Source organism: Pseudomonas gorinensis, assembly GCF_042015035.1.
Taxonomy (GTDB): domain Bacteria; phylum Pseudomonadota; class Gammaproteobacteria; order Pseudomonadales; family Pseudomonadaceae; genus Aquipseudomonas; species Aquipseudomonas gorinensis.
The window spans coordinates 765,992-792,314 of record NZ_CP167125.1 but is presented as its reverse complement, the minus strand read 5'-3'; the positions used below and the strand labels follow the sequence as shown (position 1 = coordinate 792,314).

The 26,323-nt window shown below is 61.2% G+C and carries 24 protein-coding genes and 2 pseudogenes; 15 read left to right on the top strand and 11 right to left on the bottom strand.

Features of this window, described 5'->3' with window-relative positions:
• The first annotated feature begins 102 nt into the window (after window positions 1-102).
• From AB7933_RS03565 to AB7933_RS03555, 3 genes are read left to right on the top strand one after another with little or no spacing between them, the layout of a single operon-like run.
• Window positions 103-2,607 carry a fimbria/pilus outer membrane usher protein gene (locus AB7933_RS03565; RefSeq protein WP_024072943.1) on the top strand — a complete coding sequence of 835 codons (2,505 nt, stop codon included), beginning with the start codon at window positions 103-105 and terminating at the stop codon, window positions 2,605-2,607.
• 56 nt (window positions 2,608-2,663) lie between these two features.
• On the top strand, window positions 2,664-3,599 hold the full coding sequence (locus tag AB7933_RS03560; protein WP_024072942.1) for a fimbrial protein: 936 nt from the start codon (window positions 2,664-2,666) through the stop codon (window positions 3,597-3,599).
• Window positions 3,600-3,617: 18 nt separating this feature from the next.
• On the top strand, window positions 3,618-4,142 hold the full coding sequence (locus tag AB7933_RS03555) for a fimbrial protein (RefSeq protein WP_024072941.1): 525 nt from the start codon (window positions 3,618-3,620) through the stop codon (window positions 4,140-4,142).
• 80 nt (window positions 4,143-4,222) lie between these two features.
• Here AB7933_RS03555 and AB7933_RS03550 read toward each other — a convergent pair whose 3' ends face one another.
• The 3 genes from AB7933_RS03550 to AB7933_RS03540 all read right to left on the bottom strand — a co-directional run bounded on the left by AB7933_RS03550 (window position 4,223) and on the right by AB7933_RS03540 (window position 5,986).
• Complete coding sequence (locus AB7933_RS03550) at window positions 4,223-5,170, bottom strand: phasin family protein (RefSeq protein WP_024072940.1); 948 nt, start codon at window positions 5,168-5,170, stop codon at window positions 4,223-4,225.
• Between the two features lie 12 nt (window positions 5,171-5,182).
• Window positions 5,183-5,605: a phasin family protein gene (locus AB7933_RS03545; protein WP_024072939.1), complete on the bottom strand. Its 423-nt coding sequence runs from the start codon at window positions 5,603-5,605 to the stop codon at window positions 5,183-5,185.
• Window positions 5,606-5,710: 105 nt separating this feature from the next.
• Window positions 5,711-5,986 carry a polyhydroxyalkanoic acid system family protein gene (locus AB7933_RS03540; protein ID WP_024072938.1) on the bottom strand — a complete coding sequence of 92 codons (276 nt, stop codon included), beginning with the start codon at window positions 5,984-5,986 and terminating at the stop codon, window positions 5,711-5,713.
• Between the two features lie 144 nt (window positions 5,987-6,130).
• On the opposite strand from AB7933_RS03540, the gene ubiE reads away from it, so the two are divergent.
• From ubiE to AB7933_RS03480, 12 genes and pseudogenes are all read left to right on the top strand, one after another.
• On the top strand, window positions 6,131-6,901 hold the full coding sequence (gene ubiE / locus AB7933_RS03535; protein ID WP_003171186.1) for a bifunctional demethylmenaquinone methyltransferase/2-methoxy-6-polyprenyl-1,4-benzoquinol methylase UbiE: 771 nt from the start codon (window positions 6,131-6,133) through the stop codon (window positions 6,899-6,901).
• Entirely contained in the window at window positions 6,901-7,524 is a 624-nt protein-coding gene (locus tag AB7933_RS03530) for a ubiquinone biosynthesis accessory factor UbiJ (RefSeq protein ID WP_024072936.1), read from the top strand. The genes ubiE and AB7933_RS03530 overlap by 1 nt, the downstream gene beginning before the upstream one ends.
• Window positions 7,521-9,125, top strand: a complete 1,605-nt coding sequence (ubiB, locus tag AB7933_RS03525; RefSeq protein WP_024072935.1) for a ubiquinone biosynthesis regulatory protein kinase UbiB — start codon at window positions 7,521-7,523, stop codon at window positions 9,123-9,125. The genes AB7933_RS03530 and ubiB overlap by 4 nt, the downstream gene beginning before the upstream one ends.
• Window positions 9,126-9,167: 42 nt before the next feature.
• The gene (hisI, locus tag AB7933_RS03520) at window positions 9,168-9,560 is read left to right on the top strand and encodes a phosphoribosyl-AMP cyclohydrolase (protein WP_024072934.1); all 393 of its coding nucleotides are present in this window, start codon (window positions 9,168-9,170) and stop codon (window positions 9,558-9,560) included.
• Between the two features lie 2 nt (window positions 9,561-9,562).
• Window positions 9,563-9,895 (top strand): phosphoribosyl-ATP diphosphatase, encoded by a 333-nt coding sequence (locus tag AB7933_RS03515; RefSeq protein ID WP_024072933.1) that lies wholly within the window; start codon window positions 9,563-9,565, stop codon window positions 9,893-9,895.
• 25 nt (window positions 9,896-9,920) lie between these two features.
• The gene (locus AB7933_RS03510; protein WP_024072932.1) at window positions 9,921-10,199 is read left to right on the top strand and encodes a twin-arginine translocase TatA/TatE family subunit; all 279 of its coding nucleotides are present in this window, start codon (window positions 9,921-9,923) and stop codon (window positions 10,197-10,199) included.
• A gap of 10 nt (window positions 10,200-10,209) precedes the next feature.
• Window positions 10,210-10,632 carry a Sec-independent protein translocase protein TatB gene (gene tatB / locus AB7933_RS03505; protein WP_024072931.1) on the top strand — a complete coding sequence of 141 codons (423 nt, stop codon included), beginning with the start codon at window positions 10,210-10,212 and terminating at the stop codon, window positions 10,630-10,632.
• Window positions 10,629-11,420 (top strand): twin-arginine translocase subunit TatC, encoded by a 792-nt coding sequence (tatC, locus tag AB7933_RS03500; RefSeq protein ID WP_024072930.1) that lies wholly within the window; start codon window positions 10,629-10,631, stop codon window positions 11,418-11,420. Before tatB ends, tatC begins: the two co-directional genes overlap by 4 nt.
• On the top strand, window positions 11,417-12,124 hold the full coding sequence (locus tag AB7933_RS03495) for a 16S rRNA (uracil(1498)-N(3))-methyltransferase (protein ID WP_024072929.1): 708 nt from the start codon (window positions 11,417-11,419) through the stop codon (window positions 12,122-12,124). Before tatC ends, AB7933_RS03495 begins: the two co-directional genes overlap by 4 nt.
• Window positions 12,125-12,226: 102 nt before the next feature.
• Window positions 12,227-13,285, top strand: a pseudogene (locus AB7933_RS03490) (methyl-accepting chemotaxis protein); the annotation flags it as partial.
• Window positions 13,271-14,143, top strand: coding sequence for a methyl-accepting chemotaxis protein (locus AB7933_RS03485; RefSeq protein WP_370694634.1), 873 nt, complete (start codon window positions 13,271-13,273; stop codon window positions 14,141-14,143). The pseudogene AB7933_RS03490 and the gene AB7933_RS03485, both read left to right, overlap by 15 nt.
• Window positions 14,144-14,281: 138 nt before the next feature.
• Complete coding sequence (locus AB7933_RS03480; RefSeq protein ID WP_024072927.1) at window positions 14,282-16,189, top strand: methyl-accepting chemotaxis protein; 1,908 nt, start codon at window positions 14,282-14,284, stop codon at window positions 16,187-16,189.
• Between the two features lie 72 nt (window positions 16,190-16,261).
• Here AB7933_RS03480 and AB7933_RS03475 read toward each other — a convergent pair whose 3' ends face one another.
• From AB7933_RS03475 to pip, 8 genes and pseudogenes are all read right to left on the bottom strand, one after another.
• Complete coding sequence (locus AB7933_RS03475; RefSeq protein WP_024072926.1) at window positions 16,262-16,996, bottom strand: amino acid ABC transporter ATP-binding protein; 735 nt, start codon at window positions 16,994-16,996, stop codon at window positions 16,262-16,264.
• Window positions 16,989-17,948, bottom strand: a complete 960-nt coding sequence (locus tag AB7933_RS03470; protein ID WP_024072925.1) for an amino acid ABC transporter permease — start codon at window positions 17,946-17,948, stop codon at window positions 16,989-16,991. Before AB7933_RS03470 ends, AB7933_RS03475 begins: the two co-directional genes overlap by 8 nt.
• A gap of 315 nt (window positions 17,949-18,263) precedes the next feature.
• Window positions 18,264-19,061, bottom strand: coding sequence for a transporter substrate-binding domain-containing protein (locus AB7933_RS03465; RefSeq protein ID WP_041160821.1), 798 nt, complete (start codon window positions 19,059-19,061; stop codon window positions 18,264-18,266).
• A gap of 218 nt (window positions 19,062-19,279) precedes the next feature.
• Entirely contained in the window at window positions 19,280-20,080 is an 801-nt protein-coding gene (locus AB7933_RS03460; protein ID WP_024072923.1) for a transporter substrate-binding domain-containing protein, read from the bottom strand.
• A gap of 225 nt (window positions 20,081-20,305) precedes the next feature.
• A pseudogene (gene mdoH, locus AB7933_RS03455) lies at window positions 20,306-22,878 on the bottom strand (glucans biosynthesis glucosyltransferase MdoH); the annotation flags it as partial.
• Window positions 22,871-24,607: a glucan biosynthesis protein G gene (locus AB7933_RS03450; RefSeq protein WP_041161080.1), complete on the bottom strand. Its 1,737-nt coding sequence runs from the start codon at window positions 24,605-24,607 to the stop codon at window positions 22,871-22,873. The gene AB7933_RS03450 and the pseudogene mdoH, both read right to left, overlap by 8 nt.
• A 266-nt stretch (window positions 24,608-24,873) precedes the next feature.
• A complete protein-coding gene (gene dtd / locus AB7933_RS03445) occupies window positions 24,874-25,311 on the bottom strand; it encodes a D-aminoacyl-tRNA deacylase (RefSeq protein ID WP_024072920.1) in 438 nt (145 codons plus the stop codon).
• Window positions 25,308-26,279, bottom strand: coding sequence for a prolyl aminopeptidase (gene pip / locus AB7933_RS03440; RefSeq protein WP_024072919.1), 972 nt, complete (start codon window positions 26,277-26,279; stop codon window positions 25,308-25,310). The genes dtd and pip overlap by 4 nt, the downstream gene beginning before the upstream one ends.
• Window positions 26,280-26,323: the final 44 nt, after the last annotated feature.

Here is a 26,323-nt window from a genome sequence, read left to right as displayed (position 1 = left end):
CCCATATTCGGACAGCACCTTTTTTTGAGAATGCCAAACATGAGTTTGAACACGCCCGCCAGGGTGAGAAACGGGTCCCTGATACGTCGTCGATTACCGTTCATGGCGCGTGGCCTGATACTGCTGACCAGCGCTCACGCCTGGGGTGCAGGCGCTGTCGAGAATGTCGAATTCAACCCCGCCTTCTTCCCAGATGCCGTCAGAGGCCGACAGGTTGATATTTCAAAGTTCAGCCAGGGCAACGTTGTTCTGCCCGGAAGCTACCGCATCGATATTTATCTGAACGGTCAGTGGATCGGGCGGGAAACCCTGTCATTCGTTGCGGTGCAAGGCCGAGACTCTGCACAAATGTGCCTGGAGCGCGAAGCGCTTCTGCGGTTTGGAATCCAGGTGGATGCGCCGCACAATCAACCCACCGAACCCGCTCAAGCACCGCGTCGTACCTTTGCCAGCTGCGATGATATTTCGTCCTACCTGCCGGGCAGCAGCAGCCAGTTCGACGCCGGCGAAAACCGCTTGGCGCTGCAGGTTCCGCAGATCTACCTGGCGCGCAAGGCGCGGGGCTATGTCGACCCACAACATTGGGACAGTGGGATCGACGCCGCCTTTGTACGCTACAACGCCAACACGTTTGTGACCCGTACGAATGGCCGCTCGCTCGACTCCCAATACCTGGGGCTGAACACCGGGCTCAACCTGGGCGATTGGCACTGGCGTCATAACGCCAGCTTCAACCGCACCGACTCCACCTCGAAGTACCAAAGCAGTGCCACCTATGTGCAGCGGGAACTGAGCCCGCTCCAGTCACAGTTGATGATGGGAGAAACCTACACGCCAGGCGATCTGTTCGACAGTGTGCGCCTGCGGGGGGTCAGCCTGTTCAGCGATGATCGGATGCTGCCGGATTCCCAGACAGGTTTTGCGCCGGTCGTGCGTGGCATCGCCGAGACCAATGCGCGGGTCACGGTGCGCCAGCGCGGGGTGTTGCTGGATGAAGTTTCCGTCGCCCCTGGCCCCTTCGTGCTCAACGACCTGTTTCCCACCGGCTATGGTGGCGATCTGACCGTTACGATCACCGAGGCCGATGGTCGTCAACGCGAGTTCATCGTTCCGTTCGCCGCCAACGCCAACCTGCTGCGTACGGGCTATCACCGTTACGCACTGAGTGTCGGCCAGTTGGATGAAATTGGCCTGCGCCACCCACCCAAGCTGATGCAAGCCACTTACCAACATGGCCTCAGCAACCTGCTGACCGGCTATACCGGCGCGGTGCTGGGCGAAGACTACCGGTCCCATTTGTTGGGTACAGCGTTCAATACCCCGTTTGGCGCGCTGTCCATTGACCTGACCCATTCGAATGCAACGTTGCCGGGCCACGGGTCCCGTGACGGACGAAGCGTGCAGTTGCGCTACAGCAAGAACTTCACCGAGACCGGCACCCACTTTGCCCTCGGCGCCTATCGCTACTCCACCGAAGGTTTCCTGAGCGCTGCCGATGCCGCCCGGGTTCGCGACCTGGCCATAGACGGAGGCAACCTGGAGCACGTATCGCGTTTGCGCGACAGGATGGACATCAGCCTCAATCAAAGCCTGGGCAACGGATCGATATACCTTACCGGCTCGTCGCAGAACTATTGGAACCGCAAAAGCGGCAACTTGACGTTCACCACGGGGTACACGGGCAGTTGGAAGGGCCTGCACTACACCGTCAGCGCCCAGCGCACCAAGGACTTACTCAGTGAGCGGATCGACCAGCAATTGGAGCTGACCCTGAGCCTGCCCTTGGGCAGCCGCGCACGCACACCGACCTTGACCACCACCGCGTATCGCGGCAACCAAGGCGACGGCGAGCGGTTGAGCCTGGGCGGCACTCTGGGTGAGCGCAACGAGTTCACCTACGGGATAGGGGCCAGCCGGGTACAGGGTGCCAGTACGGCGACGAGCGCTGACGCGAAGTACCAGACCAGCCAGGGGGTGGTGTCCGCCGGTTTCGGGCAGGGCAACACCTACCGCGCGATGTCGCTCGGCATGACCGGCGGTATCGTTGCCCATGCAGAGGGCGTGACTTTCGCTCCGGAGCTGGGCGACACCATCGGTGTCGTCCAGGCGCCGGATGCCCAGGGTGCGCGGATCAATGGCAACCACAGCGCCCAGGTCGGCCGGAGCGGCTTTGCCGTGGTGCCCCACCTCACGCCGTATCGACAGAACGCGGTGGAACTCGACCCCAAAGACCTATCGGTGGATGTGGAACTCAAGACCGCTGCGCAAAACGTCGCACCGCGTGCCGGTTCAGTGGTGAAGCTGCAGTTCGCTACCGTCAGCGGTCAAGCCATCTTGATCACGGCACTGCGCGACGATGCCAGCCCACTGCCGTTCGGTTCGGACGTATTCGATGAAGACGGCGCCAGCGTCGGCATTGTCGGCCAGGGCGGTAAAGCCTTTGTGCGAGTGGCGCGTGCGCAGGGGCGGTTAACCGTCAAATGGGGGGGCGATACCGAGGACTCTTGCCGGCTGCAATACCGCCTGGGCACAGGGCCGAAGGCGAATGGCTCAGCGCGTTTGCGCCATCTGGACGCAGGCACTTGCAAAACCCATACGAGCGGTTGATCGGGCGCAAGCCAGCATGTTGCCGCAGCCCCTCTATTTCTCCTAGCGGACTGAAGATGAAACATTCCACCAAACTCGTTTCGACCCTCGCGACCCTTGCGCTGCCAATCGCCGCGCAAGCGGCATGCACCCGGTATCCCGATGCAACGCTGACGCTGAACATGCCGACGACTATCACCGTACCGGACAATCTGCCTGTCGGGAGTGTCATCACCCGCCAGACATTCAGCGGTACGTCAGAAGCCTTTTTTGCCGATTGCGGGCCGACCCTGAGAACAATCATCGGCCGATACCCACGCCAAACAGACCCGGCAACAGGCGCTTATCAAACCGAGGCGCCGGGGGTTGGGCTGCACGTCAGATTGAAATGGGCCAATGGAGGCCCCGCAACCTTTGGGTTACATAGCCAAACAGGCGCGATACCCCCTGGGCGGGTTCCCAGCTTCATCGCCGCAGAGGCCTTGTTCTACAAAACCGGTCCTGTCACAGACGGAACAGTGCCTGGCGGGTTCCTCTGGTCGGACAGATGGGGCAGCGTTCCAGACAAATTCACCCTGATGCTGGGCAACTCGGTTCGCTTTATCAGGCCCGCGGCCACCTGCGACCTGGCAGCCGGCGACGTAAACCGCACGATTACACTTCCCGCCATCAAGGTCAGCGATTTGGACAAGGCCGTCCATGCGGGCGCACACAACTTTGAACTGATCGCCAACTGCAGCAATGCCGCCAACGTCACCTTCCGCTTCAGCGGCACGCCCGCATCGGGGAACAACGCGCTCTTCGCCAATACAGGCACGGCCAAGGGCGTCGCATTGTGGCTGTACTCACGCATCAATGGCGTGCCCCAGAACATCAGCATCAATGGCGAGCGCACGCTGGCGGTTTCCGGCAACCGTGCAGTTTTGCCGCTCAGTGCCGCTTATCACAAAAACGGTACGGTGAGCCAAGGCACGCTGGTGAGTACCGCCACCGTCAACATTACCTACAACTGAAACCCTGAGAACGACCCGATGAAGATCCCACCCCTGCCCCTGCTGCTGGTTATTACGGCGAGCCTTGTCCACATCACGGCCCAGGCCGCAACGACAGGCACCTTGCGTTTTACCGGCCAGGTCAACGCCGGCACCTGTAACCTGGCGGCCGGCGATGTGAACCGCACCATTACGCTGCCAACCGTCAAGATTTCAGACTTCGACAAGAGTGCTTCGGCAGGCTCGCACGACTTCGAAATATCCGCCGACTGCGAATCGGACATCCGCAACGTGGTTTTCCTGTTCGCCGGCACCCCATCCACCGGGAACGCTGCACTGTTTGCCAATACCGGAACGTCGGCCGGCACGGCTCTTTGGCTGGCACATCGTGCGACCTCTGTTGATGCCATCCCTGCCAACGGCACCGCCGCTCAGCGCAGCCGGACGATTGCGACAAGCAACAAAAAAGCCGTCATACCGCTCAACGCGGCCTACTATAAAATCGGTGCGATCACCCAGGGAACCCTGGCCAGCGCGGTGACCGTATCGATCACGTACAACTGATGGCGACTTAAGCGGCTGCGCCCTGGGCAAAAAAAATGCCTGACCTTTGCGGGTCAGGCATTTTTATGTCCCGGAAGAAATCAGGACTGACTGGATGGCGTCGGGGTAACCGGCGCTGCAGTCGGAGCCACAGCTGCGGGCGTCGGTGCGGACACCGAGTTGGCCGTGGAAGCAGTGGATGCAGGTGCACTGGCAGGTTTGGCCGCTACAGCTGGCTTGGGCGCCGCTGGTTTTTTAGCCGCAGCTGGCTTCTTCACGACGGCCGGTTTGGCCGCTGGCTTGGCTGCAGGTTTTGCAGTGGCTGCCTTGGCAACGGGTTTGGCGGCTGCGGTTTTAGCTGCTGGCTTGGCGGCGGGTTTAGCAGCTGCCTTGGCTGCTGGTTTAGCTGCTGGCTTGGCAGCCACTTTTGCGGCCACTGGTTTAGCGGCAGGCTTGGCGGCCGGTTTGGCCGCTGCGGTTTTTGCCGCTGGCTTGGCTGCTGGCTTGGCGGCAGCTTTGGCTGGAGCCTTGGCAGCCGGCTTGGCGGCAGCTTTTACCAGAGGCTTGGCAGCGGCTTTCGCGGCGGGCTTGGCAGCAGCGATTTTAGCGGCAGGCTTGGCTGCCGGTTTGGCGGCTGCGGTTTTCACCGGAGTCACTTTGGCGCCGGTGAGCTTTTCGATCTGCTTGGTCAGGGTATCGACCTTGCTATGCAACGCCTTCAATTCCGCTTTGCTTGGCACCCCAAGCCGCGAAATAGCACTGTGGAGGCGTTTATCGAACGTCTCTTCCAACTTGCCCCAAGTGTCAGAAATGCTCGACTTGGCGGAGCCGGCAGTTGCCTTCGCCGCTTCAACTTTTTTACCCACCGTGCTCTTGGTCAACTTCTCGGCTTTCTCGCCGTCTTTAACCAGCGTCTCGAAGAGTTTGCTGCCGTCACTGTCGATCTTCGAGTAAACGCCTAAACCAGCGAGCCAGATTTTGCGGGAATATTCTTCAACTTTCCCGACCCACGAGCTGCCTTCTTTCTGAGTAGTCTTTTTAACAGCCATCCCGATGTCTCCTTAGTGTTTACGCGCGACACGTTCGAGCAATGCCGTCAGCTCTTCGAGCTTAGCAGAGAGTGTCTCCACGTCATGTTTAGTCGCAATGCCGATTCGATTCAAGGCACTTGCAACACGAGTATCAAAAGCTTTTTCAACTTTATCCAGCTGAACTTCAACCAGGCCTTTGACGCTGGAGACATTACTCTTTACTTGGTCAATCTGACTATTGGCAGCATCAAGTTGTTCAACTACAACTTTTTTGCCTTTACTTTCAACATGTTGGCCAGTTTTAACCAGCTCTTTGAAGTACTCGCCGCCCTCGCTTCCGACCTTGGCGTAGGCCCCAAGACCTGCCAGCCAGATCTTGCGGGCGTAGCTTTTAACGTCACTCAGGGCAGTGGTCTGAGCGTCGATTTTTTTCTTCAGGATAACTTTGGCCATGGTGCACCTCACGCAGAATAGGGTGGAGGAACGGCCCACAGGAGTTGAGGGCTTGGGCACAAAGTAGGTTGAAAAATTAGAATCGGCACCCTAAGAGCAATCGGATCAGGCCAGGGCTTTATCCAGGGCTTTCTCGATTTCGGACTTGATGGTGCCACTCATGGCCGACATCAACAGGCCCAGTTCCACATCAATACGCAGCGAATCATCCGCCACCCACACCGTGCCTTTAACCCCCGAACGCTTGAGGTTCAAGGTGTCGCCAGACCACGACGGCTCCAGGCCATATTGCTCCTGGAGTTTGCTCGCCAACTTTTCGGCCTTGGCGCGTGCGCCTTCTTTACCCAGGGAATGTGCGCGCTCAACGGTAATACGGGCCATTGCAATGACTCCTCTTTATAACGACTGGAACACCCGCCATGCGGCAAAAGGTCTCGGTGGCCCTCTATCTTACCTTCAGCCTTGCCAAGACAAAGCAGGCCTTGGGGATTATCATGTCCCGCATTCTCTTTTGGTGACAGCGATATGACTGATCAGCGCAAAGGCAGCGATGCCGAACCCACCACTCACTTCGGTTTCAAGAACGTCCCGGAAAGCCAGAAAGCGGAAAAAGTCGCTGAGGTGTTCCACTCCGTAGCCGCCAAGTACGACCTGATGAACGATGTGCTCTCGGGTGGCATGCACCGCCTGTGGAAACGCTTCACCATCGAGCTGTCGGGCGTGCGCACCGGCAACCGCGTGCTGGACATCGCCGGCGGCACGGGCGACCTGGCGGCCAAGTTCTCCAAGCTCGTCGGCCCGACCGGCCAGGTGGTGCTGGCAGATATCAATGGCTCGATGCTCAAGGTCGGCCGCGATCGCCTGCTCGACAAAGGCGTGGCCGGCAATATCGAATTCGTCCAGGCCGACGCTGAAAAGCTGCCGTTCCCCGACAACCATTTCGACTGTGTGACCATCGCCTTCGGCCTGCGCAACGTGACACACAAGGAAGACGCGATCCGCTCGATGCTGCGCGTGCTCAAGCCGGGTGGCCGCCTGCTGGTGCTGGAGTTCTCCAAGCCGACCAACGCGCTGATGTCCAAGGTCTACGACACCTACTCGTTCGCCTTCATGCCGTTGATGGGCAAGCTGATCACCAATGACGCCGAAAGCTATCGCTACCTGGCCGAGTCGATCCGCATGCACCCCGACCAGGAAACCCTGAAGTCGATGATGGTGGAGGCCGGTTTCGACCGCGTGACGTACCACAATATGACGTCGGGCATCGTCGCCCTGCACCGCGGCATCAAGCCCTGATGCTGCTCAAAGGTCTTCTCGCCAGCGTCGAACACGGCCTCAACCGTGTACTGCACCTGGACAGCACTGCCCTGGCACGGCTCGCGCACCTGAACGGCAAGATCATTGCCGTCGACTGCCGCAGCCCTGCCTTGCAGCTGTTTATCCTGCCCAGCGATGAAGGCCTGCTGCTTGCCAGCCACTGGGCTGCCGAGGCCGACTGCACCCTGCGCGCGCCGGCCTCCAGCCTGTTGCATCTGGCGCTGAGCCGTAACAAGACCGCCATCCTGCATGGCCCGGAAGTGGAGCTGGAAGGCGATAGCGCGGTGCTGATGGACCTGGCCGCCGTGCTGCAGGACCTGGAGCTGGACTGGGAATACGAGCTGTCACAATGGATCGGCCCAGTCGCCACCCAACTGATCAGCGGGCACCTGCGCAGCCGCGCACGCTGGTACCAGCAGGGGTTCGCCAGCCTCAACCAGAACCTCGCCGAATACCTGAGCGAAGAATCGCGCACCCTGGTCGGACAACGGGAAGCGCAAGCGCGCTTTCGCGAACTCGACAAGGCCAAAATCGACCTGGAACGCCTTGAGGCACGCTTCGAGCGCCTGAGCCGTTCCCTTGATCCAAGCGATAACGCATGAAGCTGCTCGCCGTCCGCCGTTTGTTTCGTATCCAGCGCGTCGTAATCCGCTACCGCCTCGATGACCTGCTGTTCGCCCTGCCTCTCCCCTGGTTCCTGCTGGCGGTGCGCTATGTGCTGCCGTGGCGCTGGTTCCCGCGCAAGCCGCTGGAACTGAGCCGTGGCGCGCGCCTGCGCCTGGCCCTGCAGGACCTGGGGCCGATCTTTATCAAGTTCGGGCAGATTCTCTCGACCCGCCGCGACCTGCTGCCCGAAGACATCGCCGACGAACTGATGCTGCTGCAAGACCGCGTGCCGCCGTTTGATTCGCAGCAGTCGATGAAGCTGATCGAAGAGCAGTTGGGCAAGAAAATCAGCGACGTGTTCAGCCGCTTCGACGTCGAGCCCCTGGCCTCGGCCTCGGTGGCACAAGTGCATGCCGCGCAACTCAAGACCGGCGAAGAAGTGGTGGTGAAGGTGATCCGTCCGGGCCTCAAGCCGATCATCGGCCAGGACCTGGCATGGCTGTTTATCCTCGCCCGCGCCGCTGAACGCTTTTCTGCCGATGCGCGCCTGCTGCACCCGGTGGACGTGGTCGCCGACTACGAAAAAACCATCTACGACGAGCTCGACCTGCTGCGCGAAGCGGCCAACGCCAGCCAGCTCAAGCGCAATTTCGAAGGTTCGCCGCTGCTGTATGTGCCGCAAGTCTACTGGGACTGGTGCCGCCCGAAAGTGCTGGTAATGGAGCGTATCTACGGCGTGCAGGTCACCGACCTCGCCACCCTGGCCGACCAGCGCACCGACATGAAAATGCTGGCCGAGCGTGGCGTGGAAATTTTCTTCACCCAGGTGTTCCGCGACAGCTTCTTCCATGCCGACATGCACCCAGGCAACATCTTCGTCAGCACCGTCAACCCGTGGAGCCCGCAGTACATCGCGATCGACTGCGGCATCGTCGGCAGCCTGACCCCGGAAGACCAGGATTACCTGGCGCGCAACCTGTTCGCCTTCTTCAAGCGCGACTATCGCCGCGTGGCGCAGTTGCACATCGACTCGGGCTGGGTACCGGCAGAAACCAAGCTCAATGAATTCGAAGCGGCGATCCGTACCGTTTGCGAGCCGATCTTCGAAAAACCGTTAAAAGATATTTCCTTCGGCCAGGTGCTGATGCGCCTGTTCCAGACCGCGCGACGCTTCAATATGGAAGTGCAGCCGCAGCTTGTTCTTTTGCAGAAAACCCTGCTGAACATCGAAGGCCTGGGCCGTCAGCTGTACCCGGACCTCGACTTGTGGAACACCGCACAACCGTTCCTCGAACGCTGGATGCGCGAGCGCGTCAGCCCGAAAACCCTGCTGGGCAACCTGCAAAGCCAGGTCGAACAGCTGCCGCACTTGGCCAATATGACCCGCGACCTGCTGGAGCGCATGTCCCAGCCCCACGCCAAGGACCCGTCGCCACCGTGGCAACAGCGCAAGGATGACTGGTTCCTGCGCTTGCTGGGGGCCGCGCACCTGGTGGGCGGGGTGATGCTGGCCATCGGCGGGCCATTGAACGAGTTGGGCCACTGGCCGGCCGGGATCATGGTCGCCGTGGGTGTTTATCTGATCGTGCGTCGATAGCCGATCCGGTTATACACTGTCGCAAATTGCCGGAGCCGAACGATGAAAGACTGGCTGGACGAGATCAAGTGGGACAGTGACGGCCTGGTGCCGGCCATTGCCCAGGACTACAAGACCGGGCGCGTGCTGATGATGGCCTGGATGAACCGCGAGGCCCTGAGCCTCACTGCCGCCGAGCAGCGCGCCATTTACTGGTCACGTTCGCGTGGCAAACTGTGGCGTAAGGGCGAAGAGTCCGGGCACGTGCAGACCCTGCACGAGATACGCCTCGACTGCGACGCCGACGTGGTGATCCTGATGGTCGAGCAGATCGGCGGCATTGCCTGCCACACCGGCCGCCACAGCTGCTTCTATCGCGTGTTCGAGAACGGCGAATGGAAGGTGGTGGAACCGGTACTCAAAGACCCGCACGCCATTTATTCGGCAGGACACTGAACATGAGCGATACCCTGAACCGTGTGGCCCAGGTGCTGGAAGACCGCAAAGGCGCGGACGCCGACAGCTCGTATGTGGCGAGCCTGTATCACAAGGGCCTGAACAAGATCCTGGAAAAACTCGGCGAAGAATCCGTCGAGACGATCATCGCTGCCAAGGATGCCGAGATCAGCGGCGACTGCAGCGATGTGATCTACGAAACCGCCGACCTGTGGTTCCACAGCCTGGTCATGCTCGCCCAACTGGGGCAGCACCCACAGGCCGTGCTGGATGAACTGGACCGTCGCTTCGGCCTGTCCGGGCATGCCGAAAAGGCCTCGCGCCCGTCCGCCTGAATAACTTTCAACGAGGAATTGCAGCATGGGCATTTTTGACTGGAAACACTGGATCGTCATTCTGGTGGTGGTGGTACTGGTGTTCGGCACCAAGAAACTGAAAAACCTCGGCACTGACGTCGGCGAGTCGATCAAGGGCTTTCGCAAGGCCATGAACGACGACGAAAAACCGGCCGAGCCCGTCGTCAACCCGGTGCCGCCGGCCCAGCCTGTCCACCCGCAGGCCGCCCAGCCGATTACCGAGCGTCGTACCTTCGACGTGCAGGCTGAAAAAGTCGAAGAGCCGACCCGCAAAGACTCGTGAGCACTGACTAATGTTTGGTATCAGCTTCTCTGAACTGCTCCTCGTCGGCCTCGTGGCTTTGCTGGTGCTGGGGCCGGAACGCCTGCCCGGTGCCGCACGCACGGCCGGCCTGTGGATCGGGCGCCTGAAACGCAGTTTCAACGCCATCAAACAGGAAGTTGAACGGGAAATCGGCGCCGATGAAATCCGCCGCCAACTGCACAACGAACATATCCTGTCGTTGGAGCAAGAGGCGCGCAAAATTCTGTCGCCGGTGCAGGAGCCGGCCAAACCGGTGGAGCCTGTGGCCGAGCACAGCATCGCGCCCACACCCGCGGCGACCGAAGCCACACCGGTCGCGCCAGGCCCGACCGCTACCCCGACAGAGCCAGCGCCGGCGCCCGTGGCGTCGCCCGCTCCCCATGACCCTACATTGCCGCCGCGAGCCCCATGAGCGCTGATAAACCGGAAAACGACCAGCATATGCCGCTGGTCTCGCACCTCACCGAGCTGCGTACCCGCCTGCTGCGTTGCGTAGCGGCAATCTTCGTGATCTTCGCCGGGCTGTTCGCCTTCACCCAGCAGATCTACACCTTCGTCTCCACGCCCTTGCGCCAGTACCTGCCGGCCGGCGCGACGATGATCGCCACCGATGTGTCGTCGCCGTTCCTGACGCCGTTGAAGCTGACGATGATGGTCTCGCTGTTCCTGGCGATCCCGGTGATCCTGCATCAGATCTGGGGCTTTATCGCACCAGGGCTGTACAAGCATGAGAAGCGCATCGCCGTGCCGTTGCTGGTGTCGAGCATCCTGCTGTTCTATACCGGCATGGCATTCGCCTACTTCCTGGTGTTCCCGCTGATCTTCAAGTTCTTCGCCGCTGCCACCCCCGCTGGCGTGGAGATGATGACCGACATCACCAGCTACCTCGACTTCGTGATGACGTTGTTCTTCGCCTTCGGCGTGGCCTTCGAGATCCCCGTGGCCGTGGTGCTGCTGGTATGGATCGGCGTAGTCGACGTGAAGTACCTGAAGAAGGTCCGCCCGTACGTGATCATCGGCTGCTTCGTGGTCGGCATGATCCTGACGCCGCCGGACATCTTCTCCCAGACCCTGCTGGCGGTGCCGATGTGGATGCTGTTCGAGATTGGCATCCTGTTCAGCGGCCTGATCAGCAAGCGGGGCGAGCACCCGGATGACCAACCCGCCGACGATGACCAGCCGCCAGCGACCCAGCCGTGAACCTGCTGCTGTTGGAGGAGGCCGACTTTATCGCGGCCGACCGGGTGGTGCTGCGTGATCGGCGCCTGGTGCATATGCAGGACGTCCACCGTGTGGCGGTGGGCGACAACCTGCGCGTGGGGCGCATCGGCGGCCTGATGGGCAATGCGCAACTGCTGCGCCTGGACGCCCGCGAGGCCGAGCTGCAAGTCAGCTTCGAGCTGCCGCCCCCGGCCAAACTGCCCCTGACCCTGTTGCTCGCCCTGCCGCGCCCGAAGATGCTGCGTCGGGTGCTGCAAACCGTGGCGGCCATGGGTGTGCCGAAAGTGGTACTGCTCAATAGCTACCGGGTTGAGAAGAGCTTCTGGCAAACCCCGTTCCTGGAGCCTGCGGCGCTTCGCGAGCAACTGATCCTCGGTCTCGAGCAGGCTCGGGACACGGTGCTGCCGGAAATCATCATCGAAAAACGTTTCAAGCCATTCGTCGAAGACCGCCTGCCAGCCATGACGCAAGGCACCCTCGGCCTGATCGGCCACCCCGGCGACTATCCGCCTTGCCCGCGTGCCCTGGACGAGCCGGTCACCCTGGCCATCGGCCCGGAGGGCGGCTGGATTCCCTACGAGGTGGATCTGCTGGCCAAGGCCGGCCTGCAGCCGGTGCAGTTGGGCGCTCGCATCCTGCGCGTGGAAACCGCCGTCACTGCGCTGCTCGCCCGCCTCTTCTAACCACACGACCCTCCCACAGTCGCACCACGGCGCTACAGAATCCCGTTTGCAGGCCGATACCCCCTGAATAAATCTAAGCTTTGCTCCAGGGGAGTTCGCAGCATGTATCGTTGGTTAGCCGAAAAGCTGGGGAATGTCAGCGTCAAAACCAAACTGGGCGTCGGCTTTGGTCTGGTACTGCTGCTGACGCTGGTGATCACCTTCACTGGCTGGACCGGCCTGGGTGATGTGATCAGTCGTGGCGACAAACTGGGGTATATCTCCAGCCTCAATGCCTTGACCAAAGACCTGCGTCTGGCCCGCCTGGACTACGAAATGCGCCGTGGCGAGCAAGGCACCAGCGCTGTCAGCGAGTTGCTGAACCAGCTCGACAGCGGCCTGAAGACCGCCCGCACCCTGATCGAACAACCGGCCGACGTCGCCCTGATCGACGAGCAACTGGCGGCCGTGGAGCAGTACAAGCGAGCCTTCAACGACATGGCACAAGCCGGTGCCAATCGCGAAAACGCGCGCAGCAAGTTGGGCGATACCGCCGACAATGCCGTGCTCAAGATAGGCGAAGTCGAAAAATCCCTGCTGCAAGGCGACAGCGTCACCCAGTTCAACAACGTGGTCAGCCTGAGCAAGCTGATCCAGCAAGCGCGCTTCCAAGTGCGCGGCTACACCTACAGCGCCAAGGTCGAAGCCGAGCAACCGGCCCTTGATGCCATCGACAACGCCCTGAAAAAAATCACCGAGCTGGAAGGCCAACTGCCGGCCAACTACCAGGCCAACCTGCAACAGGCCAGCGTCTCGCTGCAAGCCTATCGCGCGGCCGTCAGCCAGTACCGTGACTCCCAGGTGGCCAGCGCGGCAGCACTCAAGGCCATGGGTGCCCAGGGCGATATCCTGCTCAGCCATAGCGAAAAACTCACGGCCTCCCAGACCGTGGTGCGTGACACCGACGCTGCACAAGCCAAGTACCTGTTGCTGCTGGCCACCGTGCTGGCGTTGATCTTCGGCCTGGTCGCCGCCTGGGCCATTACCCGCCAGATCATCATCCCGCTGAGCCAGACCCTCAAGTTGGCCGAGCGCGTCGCCTCGGGCGACCTGAGCCAAAACCTGACGTCGGAGCGCCAGGACGAACTCGGCCAACTGCAACGCGCCATGCAAAGCATGACCGTCGGCTTGCGCGAATTGATCGGCGGCATCAGCGAAGGCGTGACCCAGATTGCCAGCGCTGCCGAGCAGCTCTCGGCCGTCACCGAGCAAACCAGCGCCGGGGTCAACAGCCAGAAAGTCGAGACGGACCAGGTGGCCACGGCCATGAACGAAATGGCGGCCACTGTGCAGGAAGTCGCCCGCAACGCGGAAGAAGCCTCCGAAGCCGCCGTAGCCGCCGACCAGCAGGCCCGCGAAGGCGACAAGGTAGTCGGTGAAGCCATCGCCCAGATCGAGCGCCTGGCCACGGAGGTCGGTAATTCCACGGTGGCCATGGGCGATCTGAAGCGCGAAAGCGACAAGATCGGCAGCGTGCTCGACGTGATCAAGTCGGTGGCCCAGCAAACCAACCTGCTGGCCCTGAACGCCGCCATTGAAGCGGCGCGCGCCGGCGAGGCCGGGCGTGGTTTTGCGGTGGTGGCCGATGAGGTGCGCAGCCTGGCCCAACGCACCCAGAAGTCCACCGAAGAGATCGAAGAACTGATCGTCGGCCTGCAAAGCGGCACCCAGCAAGTGGCGACCATCATGGACAACAGCCGTGGGCTCACCGACAGCAGTGTCGAGCTGACCCGCCGGGCCGGCAGCGCCCTGGCGAGCATCACTCGCACCGTGTCGACCATCCAGACGATGAACTCACAGATCGCCACGGCGGCCGAGCAACAAAGCGCGGTGGCCGAGGAGATCAACCGCAGCGTACTGAACGTGCGCGATGTGTCCGAGCAGACCTCCGCCGCCAGTGAAGAAACGGCCGCGTCCAGTGCCGAACTCGCGCGCCTGGGTAACTACCTGCAAACCCTGGTCGGACGCTTCCGCATCTGAGCGGTCGTGCGCGGCGCCCCCTCCAGGTCGCCGCCACACGACTACTTGTGAAATTTCCTACGCAGTTATCAGCCCGCCATCACCTCGAATCGTTTTAGCGTTTCTAACGAAGCGTTTATTCCGATTCGGAGGTTCACCATGTTTCCTCGGCTGATCCGCTTGCTGGCCAATGCCAGCGTCCGCCTCAAGCTCGCCCTGGGGTTCGGCCAAGTGCTGATCCTCAGCCTCATCATCGCCGCAACCGGCTGGCAAGCCTTGAATGCCGCGCTTTTCCGCTCAGCCAACCTGACGGTCCTGGGCCAACTCACTGCGGCCGCCGAAGCGGTGCGCGCAGACCGTATCGTGTATCGAACCCTCACGGACACTGCCAGCCTCGACGCCATGAACACGCGGATCGAGCAAATCGGCCAACACCTGAGTTATCTGGCAAACCATCTGCTCGCCCCGGCCGACTTGCAGCGCATTCAGGAAGCGGAGCGCCTGGTGATCGGCTTCAAGACCGGCCTGGCAGAGCTACCGCCCCTGATCGAACAGCGAGAAGCCACCCACACCTCCCTGCACCAGTCCAGCCTCCAGGCCAGCGATACCCTCACCCAAGTGGCCAGCGACCTGCCCGACCAGAATGACCAGCAGGCCCTCGACGCCATCGAGAACCTGCGCCAGGCCATGGCACGGGCCGAGGATCGCGCCCAGGCGCCTGCCTGGGCCGCCGATTCACTGGATGCGTACGCCGAAGGGGTGGGCCGGACCCTCGACACCCTGGACGTCACGCATGCGGCCGTGACCAGCCTGCCCGTGGACTCGGCCTTGCTCAAGACAGACGTGGCCGCCTATCGCGCGCAGTTGATCAAACTCAAGGAGGCCCAAGTGGCCACGGAGACGGTCCAGGACCGGCTTGAACACCTGCTCAACCAATTGCTCGAACAAAGCGAACAGGTGATAGAGGGCCAGACCTTCAAACGCGACAAAGAGGCGGACAATACACGCCGCCTGCTGATCAGCGTGACCCTCGGCGCCTTGTTGCTAGGCTCGCTGGCCGCCTGGGGGATCGCTCGACAAATTGTCGCCCCCCTGCGTCAGGTACTGATCACCGCCAATTGCATCGCCGAGGGCGACCTGCGCCACACCGCCGAGGTGGTGCGCCGGGATGAACTGGGCCAGTTGCAGCACAGCATCGGGCAGATGACCCGTAACCTGCGCCACCTGATCAGCGGCATTGGTGACAGCGCCCGACAGATTGCCAGCGCGGCCGGGCAACTGTCCGCCGTGACCGAGCAGTCCCGGACCGGCGTGAACCACCAGAAAGTTGAAACCGACCAGGTCGCCACCGCCATGAACGAAATGCTCGCCACGGCCCAGGAGGTCGCACGGCATGCCGAACAAGCCTCGCTCGCGGCCATCGAGGCAGACCACCAGGCCCACGCAGGCGACAAAGTGGTTGCGCAGGTGATCGAACAGATCGGCCAACTGGCCGATGAAATGGCGCTCTCCAGTCGAGCGATGCTGACGCTGCAGCAGGAAAGCAGCAAGATCGGCAGTGTGCTGGATGTGATCAAGTCGGTGTCCCAGCAAACCAACCTGCTGGCGTTGAACGCGGCGATCGAAGCGGCACGTGCGGGCAATGCCGGTGAAGGGTTCGCCGTGGTGGCCGATGAAGTACGCAGCCTGGCCCAGCGCACCCAGGCGTCGGCAGAGGAAATCGAAGGGCTGATCCTTGGCCTGAACAACGGCACCCGGCAGGTGGCAGACATCATGGACAGCAGCCGCAATTTGACCGACTTCAGCGTCGGCCTGAGCCGCGATGCGGGCGACGCGCTGGCGGCCATCGCGCGCACGGTATCGGTGATCCAGGAAATGAACCCACAGATAGCCGCCGCCGCCGAGGAGCAAAGCGCGGTGGCCGAGGAGATCAATCGCAGCGTATTGAAGGTACGGGACGTGACCGAACAAGCCGCCGCCGCCAGTGAGGAAACGGCGGCGGCGAGCGTTCAGTTGACGCGGCTGAGCCTGGATTTGCAGGCGTTGGTCGGCAAGTTCAAGCTCTGAGGTTCACGGCACGCGTGGTGAGTGAGCGTGCTCGCCCACCACACAGCGCCCTTTCCCCAAGAACCATCAGCGCTACAACACCTGGCGCAGGAACGCCTGGGCACGCGGGTCTTTCGGCGCGTCGAAGAACTGCGCCGGTGACGCATCTTCGAGCAACTTGCCATGGTCGAAGAACAACACACGGTCTGCCACTTCACGGGCAAAGCCCATTTCATGGGTGACGCAAACCATGGTCATGCCTTCCAGAGCCAGGGTCTTCATCACGTCCAGCACTTCGCCGACCATTTCCGGGTCGAGGGCCGAGGTGGGCTCATCGAACAGCATCACCTTGGGTTCCATCGCCAGGGCACGGGCGATCGCCACCCGCTGCTGCTGGCCGCCGGACAGGCGCGACGGAAATTCATTGGCCTTTTGCGCGATGCCGACCTTTTCCAGCAGTGCCAGGGCCTTGGCTTCGCGCTCCTTCTTGCCGCGCTTGCGCACAACTTTTTGCGCCAGGCAGAGGTTTTCCAGCACCGTCATGTGCGGGAACAGGTTGAAGTGCTGGAACACCATGCCGACTTCACGCCGATAGGCATTCACGTCGGTTTTCGGGTCGGCCAGTTGCAGGCCATCGATGCTGACCGAGCCCGAATCGAACTCTTCCAGACCATTGAGGCACCGCAGGAACGTGGACTTGCCCGAGCCTGACGGGCCAATCACCACCAGCACTTCGCCCTTGGCCACCTGAGTGGTCACATGGTCCACCGCGCGCACCACATGGCCTCGGGTGTCGAAGACTTTTACCAGATCGCGGACTTCAATCACTTTGTGCGAGCCTCCGCTCAAGCCGGCTGGCCATTTTCGACAGCGGCAGGTTGATCAGCAGGTACAGGCCTGCGACGCAGAACAGGATTTCAAACGGCGAGAACGAGGTGGTGATCACTTCGCGCCCGCTCTTGAGCAGCTCGGTAATCGCGATCACCGAGACCAGCGAGGTGTCTTTCACCAGGCTGATAAATTGCCCGGCCAGCGGCGGCAGCACGCGCTTGAAGGCCTGCGGCAGCACCACATGGCGCATCGACTGGCTGGCGCTCAGGCCCAGGGAGCGAGCCGCCTCGTTCTGGCCACGGGTAATGGACTGCACGCCGGCGCGGACGATTTCCGCCACATAGGCACCCGTGAACAGCGACAGCGCGGCGATCCCGGCGAATTCCCGGGACAGGTTGAGCACCGTGCCGATAAAGAAATAGAAAATGAAGATCTGCACCAATAGCGGCGTACCGCGCACCAGTTCGACGTAGATCGTCGACAGATCGCGCAGGGTCGGATTATTGGACAGCCGGCATAATCCGGTGGCAAGGCCAATCGCAAGGCCGAGAATCCCGGACACCACCGACAGCCACAACGTGGTCCACAAGCCCCACATCAAGGGGCCCAACGCCCAATGGCGGTTAACCCCGATGACATCGCCTTCGGCCACATCATCGCCGCGCGCCACTTGCAGGCTGTTGCCGGCCACACTCACGCGTTGTTCGACGCCGGCATCGTTGCGCAGGGTGACTTCGGCCACATCGCCTTTGCGCACCAGTTCAACGACGGTTGAAATGTCTGCGGCGCGCTGGGACTCTTCGGCCTGGTAGGCGAAGTATTGCGGTACACGGTTCCAGCGCCATTCGTAGGACATCAGCGAAGTGGCGTAATACAAGGCGCCCGCCAGGCCGACCAGCACGACCACGGTCAGCAGGTGCCAGGGCCATTGGGCTTTTTTCTGTTTCATTACTCAACATCCAAAAGAATCGGGGTACGCGCACCTGATGTGGCAAGCGGGCTTGCTCTGTGGCGAGCGGGCTTGCCCCGCGTTGGGCTGCGAAGCAGCCCCAAAAACCTCAGGCCACGGTCCATCTGAAACAGCGCGGTGATCTTAGTGGGGCTGCTTCGCAGCCCAACGCGGGACAAGCCCGCTCGCCACAGTAAGCCGTCTCACCACAGTAAGCCGTCTCACCACAGTAAGCCGTCTCACCACAGTAAGCCGCCTCACCACAGTAAGCCGTCTCACCACATCAAGCCGTCTCACCACGAAAGCACTACAGCGTTATTCCATGTCCTTGAGCCATTCGGAGCTCTTGAACCACTTGTCATGGATGCGATCGTAGGTGCCGTCGTTCTTGATCTGGTGCAGGAAGTTGTTGATGAAGTTGATGCTGTCGTAGTCGCCCTTCTTCAGACCGAACGCCAGCGGTTCGAAGGTGAAGGGTTCTTCCAGGAACACCAGCTTGCCGTTGCCGACTTTTTTCTCGGCAACGACGTTGTACGGGGCGTCATACACGAAGGCATCGGCCTTGCCATTGACGACGTCCAGCACACCTTCCTGCTCGTTGTCATAGCCGTGGTACTTGGCCTTGGAGATCAGCTTCTTGGCAACCATCTCGCCGGTGGTGCCGAGCTTGGAGGTCAGGCGGTATTTCTCGTCATTCAAGTCTTTGTAGGACTTGATGGTGCCTTCCAGCTCCTTGCGAATCAGCAGGGTCTGACCCACCACGATGAAGGGTTCGCTGAAGTTCAGGCGCAGGTTGCGTTCCTGGGTCAGGGTCATGCCGCTGCCGATCATGTCGAACTTGCCGGTCAGGAACGCCGGGATGATGCCGTCGTAGCCAGTGGACACCAGCTCCAGCTTGACGCCCATGGACTTGGCCATGGCCTTGAGAATGTCGACTTCGAAACCAATGATTTCACCGCGCTTGTCGGTCATTTCGAACGGCATGTAGGTCGGGTCCATGCCGACTTTCAACGTGCCGCGCTTGACCGCATCATCGATCGCGCCGGCCTGGGCCGCATTGGCCGCGACCAGCGCGGTGACGCCGAGCAGCAGCATCGAAAGATACTTTTTCATCATCAAGTCCCCTGAACCATTCTTATGAGGTCGGCGCGCAAAAGGGCTGCACCATTTCGGGGTGCGATCCTAACCCACTCGATGCCTGTCACAAAGGTTTCACCGGGATTTGTTGTCGGGGTATGTCAGAAACGCCCTACAACGGTGCAGCAAAGCGCAGAGGCAGACACTTCGCCACCTGGCAATAGCCATTGATTGATGTGTAAGCAGTTATGACTTCAGTAGACTTCCGCCATCCAGGCGGTGTCCTTGAACCACTTGTCATACAGACGATCGTAGGTCCCGTCCTGGGCCACCTGGTTCAGGAAATGGTTGATCCAATTGAGGCTGTCGTAATCGCCTTTTTTCAGGCCGAACGCCAGTGGCTCATAGGTGAAAGGCTGCTCCAGGGCCAACAGCGAGCTGTTTTCGGGCTTGGCGATGGCGATCAGGTTGTAAGGCGCATCGTGGATAAAAGCGTCGGCCTTGCCCTCTACCACCTGACGCACGCCTTCTTCCGGCGTCGGGAACGTGCGTAACCGCGCCGCTCCAAGGAATCGCCTGGCGGCCAACTCACCGGTCGTCCCCTCGATGGCGACGACTCGATAACCGGCATCATCCAGGTCTTCGATACTGCTGACCTTGCCGGCAAGGTCGGGATGCAGCAACACGGTCTGGCCGACAATGATGAAAGAGTCGCTGAAGTTCAATTTCAGGTTGCGCTGCTGGGTCACCGTCATGCCGCTGCCGATCAGGTCGTATTGCTTTTGCATCAGCCCCGGCAGCAGTTCGGTATAGGGCACCGGCACCATCTCCAGCTCGATGTCCAGGGCCTTGCTCATGGCTTGGAGCAAGTCGATTTCGAAGCCGATGATCTGCCCACGCTTATCGGTCATTTCGAAGGGCACGTAGGTGGGCGTCGTGCCGACCCTCAATACCCCTCGTTGAACCGCGTCGTCGATGGCGCCAGCGTTGGCCGGAGCACCGTATAAGAACCCGACGACACCCAGCAACACAGCACACAAACACCTTTTGATCATGAGATACCCCCGTTCCATTGAGCACACGACAACCCGCTACAGCGCCAGTGCGCGTAAACCTGGGTGGTCGAGTCAGATTGGGGGGCGATGCTAACCCACCCGTCGCCGCGGCAATACGCCTTGGACAGGGGTCTTTTGTTTCGAAATAACAAGGGGTTGGAGCAACAGAGGGCGCTGTAGGAAGACGCCGTGAATGCCCTCAGGGTAACCCCCTGAGGGCTTCAGCATCAGGCCGGTTGAGCCTGGGACACCACCGGTTGCAACGGTAGCAACGGGGCGTGCGGGTCGGCCTTGATCGAGTTACGCCAAGCGGCCAGCCACTCGGCGTGCCCATCGTTCCAGACCTGCTCGTGCAGGCGAGCCAGGGCGACCGGGTCGCTGAGCAGGGCCAGGCGTTCAGCGTTGTTGAGGCCGGCAGGGCCGACTTTCAACGCATGACGAACACGCTCGCCACGCAGGTACTCGATCGGCTCCGCCTCACGGTGACGCGAGGTCGCCAGGGCGCAGGCCAGGGCGTTCTGCTGCGGGTCGACCACCGAACGTATGAAGCCATCATTGAGGGCGTGCCAACGGTTTTCGTGGGTGTACTTCTCGGTCGACAGCAACGCCTGCGGCGGATTGTATTCCTCAGGGATCAGGAACAGGCTTTCGTCGCGGGACTTGAGGCCCAGATTGACCCGGCTGGAAATCACCGATACCGGGATCGACAGCATCAGCGACCCCACGATCGGCACCAGCCACCACAGGAAGCTTGGGTTCAACCACACCACCAGCAGTGCCCACAGGAAGCCGAGCAAGGTCTGGGTACCGTGGCGCTTGATCGCTTCGCCCCATGGGGTGGAGTCGTCGTCACGCTGCGGCGAATTCCAGGTCGCGGCCCAACCGAGGAACGCGGCCAGTACGAAACGGGTGTGGAAGATCATGCGCACCGGTGCCAGCAGCATGGAGAACAGCATCTCCAGCAACATCGACAGGGTCACCTTGAACTTGCCGCCGAACTCTTTCGCGCCCTTGGCCCAGATCAGGATGATGCTCAGCAACTTTGGCAGGAACAGCAACACAATGGTGGTGGAGAACAGCGCCACCGCCTTGTCCGGATGCCATTGCGGCCACAGCGGGTACAACTGGCGCGGTGCCATGAAGTACTGTGGCTCCATCAGGGTGTTCACCGCCAGCAGGGCCGTCGACAGCACCAGGAAGAAGAACCACAACGGCGCCGACAGGTAGGACATCACACCGGTCAGGAACACGGCACGGTGTACCGGGTGCATGCCCTTGACCAGGAACAGGCGGAAGTTCATCAGGTTACCGTGGCACCAGCGACGGTCACGCTTGAGTTCGTCCAGCAGGTTCGGCGGCAGTTCTTCATAGCTGCCCGGCAGGTCGTAGGCAATCCACACACCCCAACCGGCACGACGCATCAGCGCGGCTTCGACGAAGTCGTGAGACAGGATCGCACCGGCGAACGCACCTTTACCTGGCAACGGCGCCAGGGCGCAGTGTTCGATAAACGGCTTCATGCGGATGATTGCGTTGTGACCCCAGTAGTGGGATTCACCCAACTGCCAGAAGTGCAGGCCAGCCGTAAACAGCGGGCCATAGACGCGGGTGGCGAACTGCTGCATGCGCGCATACAGGGTGTCCATGCCCGACGCCCGTGGCGCGGTCTGGATAATCCCGGCATCCGGCGTGGCTTCCATCAGGCGCACCAGGCTGGTCAGGCATTCACCGCTCATCACGCTGTCGGCGTCGAGCACCACCATGTACTTGTATTCACCGCCCCAACGACGGCAGAAGTCGTCGAGGTTGCCACTCTTGCGTTTGACGCGACGGCGACGGCGGCGATAGAAAATCTTGCCGAAGCCACCGGCTTCGCGGCACACGTCCAGCCAGGCTTGTTGCTCGGCGATACAGATGTCAGCGTCGTTACTGTCGCTGAGCACGAAGAAATCGAAGCGGTCCAGGTCACCCGTGGCCGCGACCGACTCGAACGTGGCGCGCAGGCCAGCGAATACCCGCGGCACGTCTTCGTTGCAGATCGGCATCACCAGCGCGGTGCGTGCATCCTTGGGAATCGGCTCGTTGCCGGCACTTTTACCGGAGATACGGTATTTATCGTGACCGGTGAGCAGTTCAAGGAAGCCCATCAACGCGGTCCAGAAACCGGCCGAAACCCAGCAGAACAGGATCCCGAACATGATCAGGATGCTGGTTTGCAGGGCGTAAGGCAGGACCTGGGTGGCGGTTTGCAACAGGGTCTGGTTGCGGATCTCGTCAAAGTCGACCAGCGACCAGCCCTGGTACGGCATGATGCCTTTCATGTACCAGCCGGCCACGATGGTCTGGCCGAGCATCAGTACCAGCAGGATGTAGCGACGGATCGACCCCACGGTGCGCCAGCGCGCCGCCGGCAGCACGCGCTCGTCTTTCGGCGGCTTCGGCGGGTTGGTTCGGCCAGTCAGGCGACGCCAGCCGCGCACCAGGATATTGGTGCGCCATGGCTCCGGTACGACCTTGGTGCGACGAATCGGCGGCGTGGCCTTGAGGCACACGCGGCCGCTGGCGTCGAGCATCAGCATTTCGGCGTCTTGCAGCTCTTCGGCCGTGCTGAGGGTCAACCGGCGGCCGACCGACGCCTGGGCGGCGTCGACGGGCGCATCGAAGGTCGAAGACGACAAACGCTCGTGCAGTTCGGTGAAGGATGTGCAGCCTGCCAGTTCGGCACGCTGCTCAGCGGTCATCGGGAGATGCGCCAGATACTCGGACAGAGTCTCTGGCTGGGCTTGAGAATTACTCATCGGCAGGCAACTGATAGCTCCAGGTTTCGGTCAGGACTTGCTCGGTCTTGATCGGCTCCGGTGTGGCTGGGGCAGCTTCTGGCTGCTTGGCGTCCTTGTCTTTCGCGTCTTTCTTGGCCTGTTTCTCGTGCTGCTTGGCCAGGACCTTGTCGGCCTTGAGCACTTGGGTCGAAACCTGCTCAGGCTCAGGCTGCACGATGTCCTGCACCAGGGACGCACGCATCTCGGTGGGTTTTCCGGGATCCTTGATCTTCATGCGCAGGGTCAGGCGCCAGCCTTTGGTGTGCTCGTTGTAGCGCACGCTGTTTTCAACCAGCTCAGCGTTGTCACCCACACTCACCTGGCTACGCACCGGCGCGTCCGGCAGCAGTTTCTTCAGGGACGGGCCCTCGAAATCGATCAGGTACGCCACGCTGCCGTCGGGCTGACGGATCAGGTTGGATTGTTTCACGTCACCGGTCGAACGCAGGGTCTGCTTGACCCAGGCGCTGTCCGGCGAATGGAACGCGGCGTCGTCCAGGGTCCAGTGCAGGCGGTAGGCAACATCCAGCGGCTTGCCGACTTCCGGCAGTTCGGCCGGGCTCCAGAACGCTACGATGTTGTCGTTGGTTTCATCGGCGGTCGGAATCTCGACCAGGTCGACGGAACCCTTGCCCCAGTCGCCTTCAGGCTCGATCCAGGCGCTTGGGCGCTTGTCGTAGTTGTCGTCCAGGTCTTCGTAGTGGCTGAAGTTGCGGCCGCGTTGCAGCAGGCCGAACCCACGCGGGTTCTCCACGGTGAAGTTGCTGACCGACAGGTGTTTAGGGTTGTTCAGCGGGCGCCAGATCCACTCGCCATTACCGGCATGGATCGACAGGCCGCTGGAATCGTGCAGTTCGCGACGGTAGTTCAGGACCTTGGATGGCTGGTTGGCGCCAAACAGGAACATGGAAGTCAACGGGGCAACCCCCAGCTTGCTGACTTTGTCGCGCAGGAACATCTGGGACTTGACGTCGACCACGGTGTCGGTGCCCGGGCGCAGGATCAGGCGGTAGGCGCCGGTGGCGCGTGGCGAATCCAGCAGGGCGAAGATCACCAGGTGCTTGTCACCCGGCTTTGGACGTTCGATCCAGAACTCGGTGAAACGCGGGAATTCTTCGCCGGACGGCAGCGCGGTATCGATCGCCATGCCACGGGCGGACAGGCCATACACCTGGTCCTTGCCCACGACGCGGAAATAGCTGGCGCCGAGCATGGTCATGATTTCGTCTTGCTTGTCGCCCTTGTTGATCGGGTACAGCACACGGAAACCGGCATAACCGAGCTGTTCGGTGGCCTTGGGATCAACCTTGACGTCGCCAAAATCGAAACGCGACGCGTCGTACTTGATTTCCTGGACGCTGTCAGCGGTGACTTCGTTGATTTTCACCGGTGTATCGAAGTGCATACCCTGGTGATAGAAGGACAGTTTGAACGGGGTGTTCTGATCGGCCCACTCGGCTTTTTCGTTGCGGAAACGAATCTTCTGGTAGTCCGCGAATTTCATTTCGCGGAATTCGTTCGGCAGATTGCTGCGCGGAGCTTCGTATTTCTGCCCGGCCAGCTCTTTTGCCTTGGCCGACACATCGTCCAGACTGAATGCCCACAGTTGACCCGCGCCGAACAGGCAAAACAGGGCGGAGCCCGTCACCAGTGCGTTTCGTAACCGTTTGGCAGACAATTTTGGTGCATTACAGGGACTAACAATCACGAGCAACCCTCGCCGAAAACAGATCAAAAAACCAACGGCCAGCTATCTATATGCCAGGTTGGCGAGCATTGTTCCGACTCCCCTGGGTCAAAATGATTCCCCTGAGGCTATCGGACAAGTCTCTACCTAAGTCAAAAATGGACCAATCAACGCTGATCCCCGTAGCGCGCGATTATCTAGTAGCCCGCGATACAACGCATCAGGGACAACGAAGTATTTGTAGCGAAACCCTGCGTTTTTAGGCATTAAAGTCGTTTTTAATACATTCATGTCTGTAGGAGGAAGGTCACAGGGCCATCATTGACCAAATGCACCTGCATATCCGCACCAAAACGCCCCGACGCCACCGTGCCATGCAATTGTTGCGCTTGTGACAACAAGTGCTCAAAAAGCGCCGCTCCCAAGGCGGGAGGCGCCGCCGTGGAGAAGCTTGGCCGCAGCCCGCTCCTGGTGTCGGCCGCCAGGGTGAACTGCGACACCAGCAGCAAACCGCCGCCGATATCCTTCAGCGAACGGTTCATCTTGCCCTCGTCGTCGCTGAATACCCGGTAGTTAAGCAGCTTGTGCAGGAGTTTGTCGGCACTCTCGCGTGTATCCGATGGCTCAACGGCCACCAGCACCAGCAAACCCTGGTCGATCGCCCCTACGATTTCGCCTGCGACTTCGACACGGGCGCCACGCACCCGCTGCAACAGGCCCTTCATGCTTCTTCTGGTGGCAGATCAAGCAGGCGTCGCGCCATTTCGCCGGTCGCGCGGACCAAAGCATCCGTAATACCGGGCTCGGACGCCGCATGGCCAGCCTCGCGGATCACCTGCAGTTCGCTGTTGGGCCACGCCTGATGCAACTCCCAAGCGTTATCCAGAGGGCAGATCATATCGTAGCGCCCATGGATGATTACGCCAGGCAGATGGGCGATCTTATGCATGTCGCGAATCAGTTGGTTGGGCTCCAGGAAGGAATTATTGGTGAAGTAATGGCACTCGATACGCGCAATGGACAGTGCGCGTTGCGGCTCGGAGAAACGCTCCACATGCTGCGGACTCGGGCACAGGCCCAGCATGCGACCTTCCCAGCCGGACCAGGCCTTGGCCGCGTGCATCTGGGCGATCTGGTCGTTGCCGGTCAGGCGCTTGTGATAGGCCGCGATCATGTCGTGACGCTCATCGGCAGGAATCGGCGCGATGTAGTCCTGCCAGTAATCCGGGAACAGGCGGCTGGCGCCGGCCTGGTAGAACCATTCGATGTCCTGCGGGCGGGCGAGGAAAATGCCGCGCACGATCAGGCCATGCACGCGCTCGGGGTGGGTTTGCGCGTAGGCCAGGGCCAGGGTCGAACCCCAGGAGCCGCCAAACAGCACCCATTTGTCGATGCCCAGGTGCTCGCGGATGCGCTCGAGGTCGGCGACCAGGTCCCAGGTGGTGTTGTTTTCCAGGCTGGCGCGGGGTGTAGAGCGGCCGCAGCCACGTTGGTCGAATGTGACGATGCGGTACAGGTTCGGATCGAAATAGCAGCGGCTCTGGGCGTCGCAACCTGAGCCTGGGCCACCGTGGATGAAGACCACAGGCAAGCCCTCGGGGGAGCCACTTTCATCGACATACAGCGTGTGAATGGCATCAACGGCCAGATCGTGCCGGGCGTAGGGTTTGATCTGCGGGTACCAAGTCTGCATTGCGCGCTCCATAAGGGGTCGGGTTCATCCCTGGTGGGACGTCT